This is a genomic window from Pseudomonas sp. WS 5503 (assembly GCF_012985385.1).
Lineage (GTDB): Bacteria > Pseudomonadota > Gammaproteobacteria > Pseudomonadales > Pseudomonadaceae > Aquipseudomonas > Aquipseudomonas paracarnis.
In genome coordinates this window covers 1-13,389 of sequence record NZ_JAAQWI010000012.1, presented here as the reverse complement: position 1 = coordinate 13,389, position 13,389 = coordinate 1, and the positions used below count along the sequence as shown (strand labels likewise).

At 60.4% G+C, this 13,389-nt stretch carries 11 protein-coding genes; 6 read left to right on the top strand and 5 right to left on the bottom strand.

Annotated elements, in window-relative coordinates; all coding sequences use genetic code 11:
• Positions 1–8: 8 nt before the first annotated feature.
• From HBO10_RS26165 to HBO10_RS26145, 5 genes are read left to right on the top strand one after another with little or no spacing between them, the layout of a single operon-like run.
• On the top strand, positions 9–1,226 hold the full coding sequence (locus tag HBO10_RS26165; RefSeq protein ID WP_034125839.1) for a glycosyltransferase family 4 protein: 1,218 nt from the start codon (positions 9–11) through the stop codon (positions 1,224–1,226).
• Entirely contained in the window at positions 1,217–2,320 is a 1,104-nt protein-coding gene (locus tag HBO10_RS26160; protein ID WP_034125840.1) for a glycosyltransferase family 1 protein, read from the top strand. Before HBO10_RS26165 ends, HBO10_RS26160 begins: the two co-directional genes overlap by 10 nt.
• The gene (locus HBO10_RS26155) at positions 2,317–3,750 is read left to right on the top strand and encodes an O-antigen ligase family protein (RefSeq protein WP_034125841.1); all 1,434 of its coding nucleotides are present in this window, start codon (positions 2,317–2,319) and stop codon (positions 3,748–3,750) included. The genes HBO10_RS26160 and HBO10_RS26155 overlap by 4 nt, the downstream gene beginning before the upstream one ends.
• Positions 3,750–5,159, top strand: a complete 1,410-nt coding sequence (locus HBO10_RS26150) for a lipid II flippase MurJ (RefSeq protein WP_034125842.1) — start codon at positions 3,750–3,752, stop codon at positions 5,157–5,159. The genes HBO10_RS26155 and HBO10_RS26150 overlap by 1 nt, the downstream gene beginning before the upstream one ends.
• Positions 5,160–5,181: 22 nt before the next feature.
• Entirely contained in the window at positions 5,182–6,225 is a 1,044-nt protein-coding gene (locus tag HBO10_RS26145; RefSeq protein ID WP_034125843.1) for an acyltransferase family protein, read from the top strand.
• A gap of 68 nt (positions 6,226–6,293) precedes the next feature.
• Here HBO10_RS26145 and HBO10_RS26140 read toward each other — a convergent pair whose 3' ends face one another.
• The 4 genes from HBO10_RS26140 to HBO10_RS26125 all read right to left on the bottom strand — a co-directional run bounded on the left by HBO10_RS26140 (position 6,294) and on the right by HBO10_RS26125 (position 10,715).
• Entirely contained in the window at positions 6,294–6,869 is a 576-nt protein-coding gene (locus tag HBO10_RS26140; RefSeq protein ID WP_034125844.1) for a DUF4174 domain-containing protein, read from the bottom strand.
• Between the two features lie 152 nt (positions 6,870–7,021).
• Complete coding sequence (locus HBO10_RS26135) at positions 7,022–7,654, bottom strand: glutathione S-transferase (protein WP_032903754.1); 633 nt, start codon at positions 7,652–7,654, stop codon at positions 7,022–7,024.
• A gap of 49 nt (positions 7,655–7,703) precedes the next feature.
• Positions 7,704–10,061, bottom strand: coding sequence for a DNA polymerase II (locus HBO10_RS26130; RefSeq protein WP_034125845.1), 2,358 nt, complete (start codon positions 10,059–10,061; stop codon positions 7,704–7,706).
• Positions 10,062–10,247: 186 nt separating this feature from the next.
• Entirely contained in the window at positions 10,248–10,715 is a 468-nt protein-coding gene (locus HBO10_RS26125; protein WP_034125846.1) for an SRPBCC family protein, read from the bottom strand.
• A gap of 98 nt (positions 10,716–10,813) precedes the next feature.
• Between HBO10_RS26125 and HBO10_RS26120 the strand changes: the two genes are divergently transcribed.
• Entirely contained in the window at positions 10,814–11,215 is a 402-nt protein-coding gene (locus tag HBO10_RS26120) for a GFA family protein (protein WP_034125847.1), read from the top strand.
• Between the two features lies 1 nt (position 11,216).
• On the opposite strand, the gene mrdA is transcribed toward HBO10_RS26120, so the two are convergent.
• Complete coding sequence (gene mrdA, locus HBO10_RS26115; protein WP_034125848.1) at positions 11,217–13,109, bottom strand: penicillin-binding protein 2; 1,893 nt, start codon at positions 13,107–13,109, stop codon at positions 11,217–11,219.
• Positions 13,110–13,389 lie beyond the last annotated feature (280 nt).

The window sequence follows — 13,389 nt, the reverse complement described above, 5'->3', positions numbered from 1 at the left end:
AACCCGTCATGCGCATTTTATGGATCCTGCCCTACTCACCCTGGCCCGCCACCAGCGGCGGCAAGACGCGTCAGTTCCACCTGCTGCGCAGCCTGGCGGCCCGGGGGCATCGGATCACCTTGCTCCTGCATGACAAACACCCGGTATCGCTGACCGATCGCCAGGTACTGGAAGCCTTTCTCGAGCAATTGATCATCTTGCCCCGCCGCCCACTGCGCAGCGTGAAGACCCTGGTGGCCGGACTCTTTGCACCCTACCCCTTGCTGGCCAGCGTGAATGGGCTGTCGGGGGCGTTGCAGGACCGATTCAACCAACTGCTCAATGAGCACTGGGATGTGGTGCAAATAGAACACAGCTACAGCTTCCAGCCGTATGAAGACGCCCTGGTGCGCAAGTCCCAGCCCTTCGTGCTCACCGAACACAACGTGGAATCGGCCCTGGGCGCGGCCACCTATGACCGCCTGCCGAGCTGGGCGCTGCCGTTCATTCGCTACGATCAATGGCGCTATATGCGCTGGGAACGCCGGGTAATGCGCCAGGCTACCCAGGTGGTAGCAGTAACCGACAGCGATGCACAGGTGATGCAAGGCATCGCCGGCAAACCGGTGTCGGTGGTGGTCAATGGCGTGGACTGCGACCACTTTGCCGCTGCACACCCAGATCCATCGACACGCCGTGTACTGTTTCTCGGGAACTATGAGTACGCGCCCAATGTGGACGCGATCGAGTGGGCCCTGGATGAAATCCTGCCCAAAGTCTGGGAGCACTGCCCGGATGCGCGCATGAGCGTGTGCGGTTTCGGCATGCCCGACGGCTGGCGCGAGCGCTGGCAGGACCCCCGCATTGAGTGGCAAGGCTTCGTACCGAACCTGCTGAGCCTGCAATCGAGTTGTTCAGTGTTCCTGGCACCGTTGCGCCATGGCGGCGGCTCCAAGCTCAAAGTGCTGGAAGCGCTGGCGGCCGGCCTGCCCCTGGCCAGCACCGAGCAGGGCGTGTCGGGCCTGGACCTGGTCGACGGCTTGGACTACCTCGCAGGGCAAACCGCCGCTGACCTGGCGAATGCTGTAGTACGCCTGCTGCAATTCCCCGCGGCCGCAGCGCCCATGGGCGAAGCCGGGCGCGCCTATGTGCGGCGCGCCCATGACTGGAGCGTGGCCGCCAGCCAATTGGAGCAGGTGTACGCCAGCCTGTCGCCGCTCACTCAAAAGGAGCCTGTATGCGTGTAGGCCTGGATTACCGCACTGTCGGCACCTCGCCGCAATCGGGTATCAGCCGCCAGGTGTATGCCCTGGAAAGCGCCTTGCGTGCCTTGCCGGGTATCGAATTGGAACGGTTTACCGTGGCCCCGCTGGGCGACCAGACACGCTTGCAGGCCCACTGCCCGACCTGGGGTTGCGCGAAGACGGCGATGCATCAGCCACAGAATCGCCTGCGTTTCGAAGCCGGCTTTTTACCCCGGGCCCTGCGCGAACAACAGATTGACCTGTACATCAGCACCTTCAATATGGGCTTGCCATTACCACCCAAGCCCAAGGGGCTGCGCACTGTGGTACTGCTGCACGACCTGTTCCAGATCACGTTGGACAACTACCACGCCAATCGCCTCAAGGCCCTGGTCTACAAGACCAGCGACCGGCTGTCGATTGCCTATGCGGTGCGCAGCGCCGACCGCGTGTGGACACCCTCGCAATACAGTGCCAATGAAACCGTACGCCTGTTTCCCCAGGCGGCGGGCAAGGTGCGTGTGCTGCCCAATCAGGTGGATGGGTTCAATGAGCCGGCAGCAGACCTGTCTGATCGCCACTTACCCGAAGCCTTCTGGCTACTGGTGGGCACTCGCGAGTTGCGCAAGAACGTACCCTTTCTGGTGAAGGCCTGGCAGCAGGCGCGGCAGCAATCACCCGCTGTACCGGAATTGGTGCTGGTGGGCAGCCTTGAGCATTTGCCCGAAGCACTGCGCGGGCTACCGGGAATTCGCGCACTCAGTGGTGTCACCGATGCCCAACTGCAGGCGTTGTACCGCCAGGCGTCCCGTGTGTGGCAGCCCTCCTACGCGGAAGGGTTTGGTTTACCGGTGATTGAAGCGCTGAGCGTCGGCACACCTGTGGCCGTGGCCAGCGGTACCTCGCTGGATGAAATCACCCCGCCGTCGGCGCCGCGGTTTTCCCCGACCGATGGCCCGGCGTTGGTGCAACTGATGCTGAGCCTGGGCGAGCGCAGCGACGAGTCTTCTGCAGAACAACGCAAGCAATGGGCCGAACGCTACAACCCAAACGCCTATCGTCGGCGCCTGGCCGAACTGATCGAGGAACTGAAATGAGACTCTCCCTGGCAAGCCTCGTCGCCATCCTCTTCGGCGTGCTGTTTGGTGCAGCCGCCCTGGCGCTGTCACCGGCCAAGGCCTTTCTCGCTGTGATGGGTGTTGCGGCAGCCGTGACCATCCTGCGCTTTCCCTTCTGGGGCTTATTGCTGTTTGCCCTGGTCGCGACCTTCATGCCCTACTCCACCCTCAACCTGGGCATCCGCAGCACGGTAAGCGAAGCCATCCTGGCGCTGACCTGGGGCGCCGTGCTGTGGCACAGCTTCCTGTCACGCCTGCCCGATGCACCGCGCCTGGCACGCCGGCCCACCGACCAGATGCTGCTGTGGCTGATGCTGTTCAGCGTGTTCCCGTTTATCGTTGGCCAGGTGAGCATCCACGCCGAAAGCAGCGGCGTAGCCAACTGGCTGCGCTGGTTGTTGAACCTGTCGGGGGTGTTCCTGGCCGCCAAGCTGCTGGTGGACTATAAACGCCGCGAAAGCCTGGTGATCGCCTTGCTGCTGGGCACTCTGGCGATGCTGGTGATGTCGATCGCCGTGTTCGTGCGCACGCGCTCCGGGGCAGGGATTGCGCCGATTCTCGCCCTTCTCAACTACGGCAACTTCGACATGTTGAAATTCGGCCTGGAAGCCATGTCGTCGCGTATGGGTTCACCGTGGATGCACCCGAACGCCATCGGCGGGATCATGGCGCTGTTGCTGCCCCTGGCGTTCTGTTACGGCATGACCGAACAAGGCTTCAAACGTGCGCTGGGCCTTGGCGTGGCGTGCCTGGGAGCGGCGGCGTTGCTGTTGGCCAGCAGCCGTGGCGCGATGGTCAGCCTGGCGCTGGTATTGATGTGGATGGCCACCCGCCGCGTGCCTTACACCGGACGCTTGTTGATGATCGGCGCGGCGTTGACCGTGGCCTTGGTAATGGCCTATCCACCGCTGCAGGAACGCTTGGCGACGATCTTTTCGTCGAGCAACGCCAGCACCGAAGTTCGTTTTGATGAATACCGCATGTTCCCCCAGGCCATGGTGGCGTATCCGTTCGGCATTGGCTTCAAGGTTGACCCTCCGGTACCGGGCACACACTTGCTGGGGATCTCCAACCTGTGGCTGAACTTTATCTACAAGACCGGCCTCGTCGGCATGCTGCTTTTTATAGCCGTTACGGTGCGTTGGTGGCGTGAAGCCAGGCCGGAAAAAGGCCCGATCCGCCTGACCAAGGACAATGCCCTGTGGCTGGGCAGCACGGCAGGAATTCTGTCGGCGCTGGTCAGTGGGTTATTTGACCACTACTTCAGTTTTGCCGTCGTGATGGTCGCGCTGTTCTGGCTGATGGTTGGGATCAATGTGCTGGAAGCACGGCGCTTGTTCCCAGCGCGCCTGCCACAGGTCAAGACTGTGGTTTTTCGCAAGCCGCTGCTTGATGGCGCGCGCCCCTGATGCTCGGTTCTGCCGTATGGCTGACCCTGGCGACCCTGCTCGGCCTGTGCCTGGGGTTCGCACGCGAATGGTTACTGGTGGCGGCCTGGGGCGCGGGGGAGCGTAGTGATGCGTTCTTGATCGCACTGTTCTTGCCCGAGGCGCTGCGAATGTCGCTGGCCGGTGGCGTGTTGAGCGCCGCCGCGTTGCCGCTCTACTTGCAGCGCAAGGACAGCGAGCGCCTCGATTGGCTGGCCGTGTTGTTCCCGGCATTGCTGTTGGTTGCCCTGCTGGTCAGTCTGCTGCTGATGCTGTCAGCCCCCTGGCTGGTGCAGGTACTGGGCCCAGGGCTGGCGACCAGTGCCACCGCCCTGGCCGCCAGCAATTTGCAGGTCGTGGCCTGGTGCGTGCCAGGCTTAATGCTGCATGCACTGTTCAGTATTCCCTTGCAGGCCAGCGAGCGTTTTGTGCTGGCAGGGCTCGGCTCGTTGTTGTTTAACCTGCCGCCGGTGGCCTATCTCGCGTTGGCCGGCACGGCCAGTCAACCCCATAGCCTCGCCTTGGCCTGTCTCACCGGTAGCCTGTTGATGCCTTTGGCGTTGTTGCCGTCGATTTGGCGTCAGGGCTGGCGGCCGTGGCGCATGCAGCTGACGGTTGCCCCCCTGCGGGAGTTGGGCCAGCGTATAGGCCCGCTGTTACTGAGCAACGGCGCCAGCCAGGGCTTGGCTTTGATAGAACGCCTGGTGGCGTCGCTGCTGGGGGAAGGTGCGGTGACCTGGGTCAACCTGGCCCGCAAGCTGATGAACCTGCCGCTGATTGCGCTGATGAGCCTCAACCAGGTACTGCTGGGCATGATGAGCCGCCGTCAGGGCGATGAACGCCTGGCCCTGCTCAAGCGCGGCCTGGAAACCGCCAGTGTGCTGACGCTGCCGGCCGGCGTCGGCCTGGTGGCGGCGGCGCCCAGTCTGGTGGCGTTGCTGCTGCCCAAGCAATCGGTTGATTCGCCTCTGCCACTGCTGCTGGCATGGTTTGCCGTGCCCTTGGTGTTTGGCGCATGGAACGCCCTGCTGGCGCGCTATGCGTATGCCGCGGGCGATACGCGCCAGCCGCTGCGCTGTGAATTATTGGGCAGCCTGGTCAATGTGCTGTTGCTCTGCGTACTGCCGTTTGCATTTGGCCTGGCCGGTATTCCGTTGGCGGCGTTGGCTGGGGTGATCTGCACCGCGCTGCTGCTGATGCAGCGCCAGGGGCTGCTCACGGCACTGCCTTGGGCGCGGCACTGGCTGCTCGGCACGTTGATGCTGGGGCTGGCGGCGCTGGTGTTGTTCGGGTTGCAAGGCGTATGGCTGCAGTTGGGGTTGAGTACCCTGGCAGGTGCTTTGGTGTTGCTGGGCATGGGGCTGTGGCTTAGGCCGTGGCGCAAGGCGTGAATGATCGTTCGGGAAGACTTAGATGAAACATCGCTGGATTCAAATGGATATCGCCAAGGGCATTGGTATCCTGATTATTGTGTATGGCCACAGTTGGTTCGTCGCCACCTCGCTGGACTTGATGTACCCGATCCTGGCGTCGTTCGTGCTGCCGTTGTTCTTTTTCCTGTCAGGGGTGTTCTTCAAGCCCGAGCAACCGTTCGTGGAGATGGCGGTGCGCAAGGCCGATGGCCTGCTCAAGCCGTTTTTTTTCACCATGCTGCTGTACGTGATCGTACGTGACGTACTGCGGGGGCAACCGCTGCTGCCGGATATAGGCGGCGTGCTGTATGCCTCGGTGGACACTATCCCATGGCAAGCGCTGTGGTTCTTGCCGCACTTCTGGGTGGCGATTCTATTCAGCTGGCTGATGCTGCGGCTGATCCAGCGCTTGAAGCTGCCCCTGGTGGTCGCCTGCATGCTGATCGGCGTGCAACTGTTGCTAGGCATCTGGACGCTGCAATGGTTCTGGCAGATACCGGTGAGCGTCGGTGACCACACCTGGACGTTGCCCGGCCTGCCCTTCAGCCTCGACGTCACGCTGATCAGCAGCACCTACTTCATCTATGGCTACTTGCTGCGCGATTGGCTGCGCCGGCATGAAGGTTCGTTGCTGACCCTGTTGATCTCGGTGGTGCTGTTCGCCGCCGTGTTCATTTACAGCCACGACACCATGGACTTGGCCCAGCGACGCTACGACCACTGGCTGTGGACCAGCCTGCTGGCAGTGATCGGCGTGTACATTTGCTGGGCGCTGGCGCGAGTGTTGATGGTGTCGGCGCTGCTCACCCGAGTGATGACCTATATCGGCCAGTCCACCCTGATTCTGTTGATCTTCCATGGCGAAATCCAGCACAAGACGTTTGACCTGATGGAGCGCCTGGGCCTGCATCCGTTCATGGCGGCATGTGTAGGTTTGGTGGTGGCACTGTTGGTGCCGTTGCTGATCGGGGAAGTGATCAAGCGGGTGGCGTTCTTGCGGTTTTTCTATTTTCCGTTTCCGGTGCGCAAAGCGCCTAAACCGTAAAAGCACTACAGGACTAATGGGGAAGCGGGCTTGCCACAACAAGCCAGCTCCCACATGGGTCATGTAGTTCAATCATCAAGTTGCTGAGGCGCCGACTTGCTGACGGGTTTGCCAGGTTTGGCCCCCTTGGCCGGCGCAGCAGGTGCGGCAGGCTCAGGTTCTGCCACGGCAGCTGCTTCTTTTTCTGCCATCGGCATCTGGTCGATGGCGCTGAAGAATTCCTTCAGGTCGAGGCTGTCCGGCGGCACGGTTTTTTCGAGTTTCTTCTCGCCGTCCTTACCGACCAGAATCACTTTGGTGCCGCTGCCGACGCCAAGCTTGAGGGCACGGATCAGTGCGTTGGTTTCAGGCGGCGTGAGCTTTTTGCTGTCTTTGGGATCCTTGGCGAACTTCTCCCCTTCGGCACCAATGCTGCCGAACTTCACGGTGTAGAACACCATGCTGCGCTCTTCGAAGGCCTGTTTGGTGGCAGCCTCTTCCAGTTGTTTCTTCAGCGTTGCCAGTGTCGGGTTTCCAGCATCAAGCTCCACGACCACCAGGGGGCGCGTCTTGCCCAATTCCTGCTTGAGCGGATTATCATCAGCGGCCAACAACGGCCCCGTAAAAGCCATCAAGGTAGCCAGGGTCAGCGACCGGATGAGCATGCGCACCTCCTTTGAATTCCATGCAGGGTTCTTGAGTTTCATGTCTGCGACAGCCAAATTCAAGGATGATTCCTACACCACTTTGAGAAGCGTAGGTCAGGAAGCCCGCTACGCAAGGGCTTGGACAGTGGCCTGGTCATTGTTTCTTCCGGTTACGAGACCTTCCACTGCGGCCAATGCCGGGCAAAAACAGGGGCCACGACAGGGTCAGCGTCTACCCGCTCCAGGCTCTGCGCAAAGCCCGGCGCCAGGTTGCCGAGCACCTCGCGCGCGTCGTCCCAACGCGACACCGCTGCCGCCATGATGCCCAGTGCATTCGGCGCGTTGCTCGGGGTAAACAGCTGGCCGGCAAACTGATCGGCAAACACGACCCAAGCCTGGTGCAGGTAGCGCCGTGTGCCGCTGACCAGTTGCGCTTGCTGCGCCTCATCGGCATTGCCCAACCAGCGTTGCGGGTAGTCGATGATGCCGATCGCCGAATAGCAGTTGGCGGCGATATACAGCAAGCCGCGCAGGATCTGCGTACGATCGCCAGCCAGCAACTCGGCCTTGGGATACTCCAGGCCCAGGTGGATCAGGATCGCGGCGCTTTCGGTCAGTACCTGGCCATTTGGAGTGACCAGGGTGGGGATCTGCTTGAGTGGATTGATTCGTGCAAGCGCGTCGCTACCCTCGCCGTCCTGCCAGGAACTGGCCTGCACGCGATGCCACGGCACTGCGCAGCGTTGCAGGGCAATTTCGATCATGCAGGAGCCGGATTCGTCGGTGCCATAAAGGGTGTACATGGGCGTTTCCTCCTGAGCGATGGGCAATATCGAGCCTGTGGTCGGGTACCTAGAATAGCCCCATCTGCCCGCCTACCAGGGTACCGAAATCGTCATTCACGAACGGCAGGATTGCGTCAGCCACGGGCTGCAATTGGCGCGTGACGTAGTGGTCGTAGTCGATGGGTGCCCGCCGCACTTCCAGCGGTTCCGGGCCGTTGACACTGATCACGTAGCTGATCCAGCCACCCCGCTGGTACTGACGCGGGCGGCCCAGGCGATCGTTGTACTCGTCTGCCAGGCGCGCGGCGCGTACGTGGGGCGGGACGTTGCGTTCGTAGTCGTGCAAGGGCCGGCGCAGGCGTTTGCGGTAGATCAAAAACTCATCGAATTCGCCGCTCAAGGTACGCCGCACATAGTCGCGTATGTAGTCTTGATGGGGTTGGCGATGGAAGATGCGTTGGTAGAGTTCCTGCTGGAATTGCCGGGCCAGGGGCGACCAGTCGCTGCGCACGGTTTCCAGGCCTTTGTAGACCATTTCTTCGCTGCCATCTTCGCGCACGACCAGGCCGGCATAGCGCTTTTTGCTGCCCTCCTCGGCGCCACGAATGGTCGGCATCAGGAAGCGACTGAAGTGGGTTTCGTATTGCAGTTCCAGGGCGCTTTGCAGGCCGTACTCGTTGCTCAGGTGCGCGCGCCACCAGTCGTTGACGTGCTGCACCAGCGCCAGGCCGATGCGATTGGCGTCCTGCGCAGAGTGCGCGCTGCCCAGCCAGACGAAGGTGGAGTCGGTGTCGCCGTAAATCACCTCGTACCCTTGGGCCTCAACCAGGGCGCGGGTCTGGCGCATGATCTGATGCCCACGCAGGGTAATCGAGGACGCCAGCCGGGTGTCGAAGAACCGGCAGCCGCTGGAGCCGAGCACACCGTAAAAGGCGTTCATGATGATCTTCAGTGCCTGGGACAACGGCGCATTGCGCTCGCGCTTGGCCTCTTCGCGGCCTTCGGACACCCGCGTGACGATGGACGGCAGGCAATGCCGGGTGCGGGAGAAGCGCGCTCCGCGAAAGCCTTCCACCGAATCGCTGTCGTCGGGATGCTTGAGGCCTTCGATCAAGCCCACCGGGTCGATGAGGAAGCTGCGGATGATCGACGGGTAAAGGCTTTTGTAGTCCAGCACCAGCACCGACTCATAGAGGCCTGGACGCGAGTCCATGACAAAACCGCCGGGGCTGGCTTGGGGCGGTTTGTCGCCCAGGTTCGGTGCTACAAAACCCTGGCGGTGCATCAACGGCATGTACAGGTGGGTGAAGGCGGCCACGGAGCCGCCGTTACGGTCGGCCGGCAACCCGGTGACGCTGGCACGTTCCAGCAGGAACTTGAGCAGCTCGGTCTTCTCGAAAATCCGCGTGACCAGTTCGCAGTCCTTGAGGTTGTAGCGCGCGAGGGCAGGCTTGTCCTCGGCAAACATGCGGTTGATTTCGTCCATGCGCTGGTACGGCGTGGAGATGTCCTTGCCTTCGCCGAGCAGGGTTTGTGCAACGTTTTCCAGGCTGAAGGATTCAAAACTCCAAGTGGCCGAACGCAGCGCTTCGATACCGTCGATGATCAGTCTTCCTGCCGCCGCCGCAAAGTAGTGATTGCGGCTACCGTGTTCGCGCCAGGCCATTGATTCCCCGCCACGTCCCAGCAACAGCGGCACGTTCAGGCGTTGGGCGTGTTCGTGGAGTACGCGCAGGTCGAACTGCACCACGTTCCAGCCGATGATCGCGTCGGGGTCAAAAGTGGCCAGCCATTGGTTGAGGTGTTCGATCAGTTGAGCGCGGGTGTCGCAATAGTCGAGCTTGAAATCCACGGCTTCGGTTTTGTTCGGCGGGCCGAGCATGTACACCTGGCGTTCGCCACAGCCTTCAAGAGCGATGGAGTAGAGATCGCCCTGGGCGGTGGTCTCGATGTCCAGGGACACCAGCTTCAAGGGAGGACGGTAGTCGGGGGCAGGCTTCATTTGCGCGTCGAGCAAGGTGCCGCTTGCATCAGCGGTGCCACCGAACCAGACGGGAGCGGTGATAAAACGCTCCATCATGTAGCGCTCCGGAGGGCGCACGTCACCTTCGTAGACATCGACCCCGGCAGCGCGCAGGCGCTTCTCGATGTCCATCAACTGGCGGTGCTGGCGGGCGTAGAGGCCCAGAACCGGGCGGTGATGAAAGTCGCATAGCTGCAAGGGGCGCAACTCGAGATCGCGCTCCCCCTTGAGCAGCCAATCGAGTGGCTTGCGATGGGCCTCTGGGATGAAAACCACCGAGGTCTGCACGGGTAGGCGAATGCACCTTGGCCCTTGGTCGGTGGCTAGCCAGAAGCTGACCTCCGTACCCGCCGGGGTATCGCGCCAATGCCGGGTCAGGACAAAACCCTGCTGTAGATCCACCGTACCGCACCTCAGGAATCGCTTTCAGTGCGTGATTCTACTCGGCATCCGTGCAAACGCCACCACCGACCGCTGTGTGCATGAAGGCCAGCAAATCAAGAAAAGGCATCGAGCTGAACGTGCTTTGTGAGCCCGTCAGCGGCCTGTCTGCCTAGGGGAGTGAAGACTGCCCTCCGGTGTGCGCCATCACCTTGTTGGGGGCTTGCTCAGATAATTTTCGATATTGCCCATTTGCTCATCCCAGCCACGGGAGTTCATCTTGAAGGCTTTCTGACGCCGCGCTTCGGGCACCTTGTCAAAACCGGACTCAACGACCCGCAACAGAATGCCTGGAGCGCGATCTTCAATCGTGAACTCCACCAGCGTCGGCGCCTCTTTGTCGTAGTCGACGCCCTCTTCCACTGCAAAAGGATGCCACCAGAAGGAAAACAGCGTTTGAGGCAGGATACGTTCGATCCGGGCCTTCCATACGACATGTTCATAACCTGGATAGGTAATCGGCGCTTCGATGGTTTCCCCAGCCACAAAGGTCTTACCCTTAAGCGCGATACCGAACCAGCGACCAAATTGCTCGGCCTCCGTGAGAGCCTCCCAGACCTGTTTACGTGACGCATTGAGCAGGACTTTACGTTCGATGCGATCTAATACGTGCATAAGTCACCTCCTTCATTGAACAGTAGGCGACATCAACCAATGCGCAACCTTGCGTTGTGCGCGATGATGATGACCCCCTCCTTGCCTGGCCATAGGTTATGACTGACCCACTGGATGGAAGTTGCTTGTGCAAAGGTGTGCGCTATCAAGTGGACAGCCTGGACATGCCCATCAGCCACTGCCACTGCGCAAGCTGCCGCAAGGCGCACGCGGCCGCGTTTGTTGCCACGGCCGGGGTGATGCGTGAGCATTTTCGCTGGACGCAGGGTGAAGAGCTGCTGTCGTCATTTGAATCTTCACCGGGCAAACTCAGACATTTCTGCTCGCGCTGCGGCTCACATCTGATCGCTGAGCGTGGGCATCAGCCCCACGTGATCGTGCGGGTGGCGACGCTGGATGATGATCCGCGCGTCAGGCCCACCTCGCATATCTGGACGGCCCATGAAGTGCCCTGGCTGGCCTATGACGGTGTAGCACGCTGGGATGAGTGGGAGGTTTGAGTCAAACCCTAGGGTCGCCGGGAGCCTTGGTCGGCGCTGCATATTGCGGCTTGAGGTGGCCTTCCTGGTCGAGCAGCCAGGCATCCATGATCTGTCGCACCACAGGCCCGGCTACACGGCCGCCGGCCTCACCGTTTTCGATCATGACTGAAATCACGATTTTCGGATGTTCGGCCGGCGCGAAACCGACGAACAAGGCGTTATCGCGATGCCGCTCCAACGTCTTGTTACGGTTGTAGCGCTCACCCTGCTTGATCGCCACCACCTGGGCGGTACCACTCTTGCCGGCGATGCGGTATTGCGCGCCTTGCGCTGCCGCTCGGGCGATACCGCGGGGATCGTGCATCACCAATTGCATGCCATGGTTGACCTGTTCCCAGTCACGCGGGTCCTTGAGGATCACGTTGGGCATTGGGTGCTCATCCACCGGTGGCACACCATTGATTGTCTTGGCCAGGTGCGGTCGGTTCCATACGCCTTTGTTGGCGATCAATGCAGTGGCCTGGGCCAATTGCAGAGGTGTTACTTGCATGTAGCCTTGGCCAATGCCGAGGATCACGGTTTCGCCTGGGAACCACGGCTGGCGTCGGGTTGCACGCTTCCAGGCCTGGGATGGCATTAAGCCGGCAGACTCTTCGAACATATCCAGGGACACTTTCTGACCCAGGCCGAACTCGGCCAGATAGTCGTGCAGGCGATCGATCCCGAGCTTATGGGCCAGATCGTAGAAGTAAGTGTCGTTGGAACGCATGATGGCCGCGTCCATGTCCACCCAACCGTCACCACTGTGGTTCCAGTTTCGGTATTTATGGTCAAAGTCTGGCAACTGATAGTAACCCGGGTCGAACACTCGGGTTTGTGGAGTAACAACGCCACTGTCGAGACCGGCGATGGCCACTTCCGGTTTGATGGTTGAGCCCGGCGCATAAAGCCCGCGTAACACGCGGTTGAACAGCGGTCGGTCAATGGAGTCGTGTAGCGCAGCGTACTCCTTGAAGCTAATGCCTGTGACAAACAGGTTCGGATCGAAACTCGGTTTACTGACCATAGCCAGTACTTCACCGGTCTGCGGGTCCAGGGCGACCACCGAACCACGACGGTCACCCAAGGCCTCTTCGGCAGCTTCCTGTAGCTTGACGTCAAGGCTCAGGACGATGTTTTTGCCAGGGATCGGATCGGTGTGCTTGAGCACGCGCAGCACACGGCCCTGTGCGTTGGTCTCTACCTCTTCATAACCGACATGGCCATGCAGTTCAGACTCGTAAAAACGCTCGATTCCGGTTTTGCCGATAGATTGGGTACCGCGGTACTCCACCGAATCAAGGGTCTTGGATTCCTTTTCGTTAATACGACCGACGTAGCCAATGGAATGGGCAAAGTGCGCGCCCAGGGGGTAGTGGCGAACGAATTGTGGTTCCACGTCCACCCCAGGTAGACGGAACTCGTTGACGGCCAAAACGGCGATCTGCTCTTCGTTCAACTCGTAGAACAACGTGACGGGAACAAACGGGTGGCGGGCCTGCTTGAGCGCCTTATCAAACACCGCACGGTCTTCGGCAGGCAGATGCAGCAGATTGATGATTTCGTCCAGTTCACCCTTGAGGTCGGCTGTGCGCTCACGGGTGATGGTCAAGTTGTAACTCGGGCGGTTGTCGGCCAGGACTACACCATTACGGTCATAGATCAAGCCGCGAGTCGGTGTGATGGGCAGTACGTGGACCCGGTTGTTTTCCGAAATTGTTGAGTGGTAGTCGTACTGCACGACTTGCAAAAAATACATACGCCCCACCAAGGCGCACGTGATCCCAATTACCAGCAATGCGCAGGCAAACAAACGTTTGTTGACCAAACGGTTTTCTTTTTCGTGATCTTTGATAGGTATTGGTTCAGGCATTTCTACAGCATCTCGTTGGAGAAGGTCGACGCCGCATCCTGCGGATAAAGATCAATCCTTTTGAAAATGTGCTGCACCATAGCAAAAATGCAGAAACACTTTGTATCGAATTCCCTCAGCGGCAGCTTATTTAATGTTGCTGAAAGCGCTGGAATTTTCGAGCGCCCAAAACAAAACCCCAACTGCTTTCGCAATTGGGGTTTCGGAATTTAATCTTGACGATGACCTACTCTCACATGGGGAAACCCCACACTACCATCGGCGATGCATCGTTTCACTG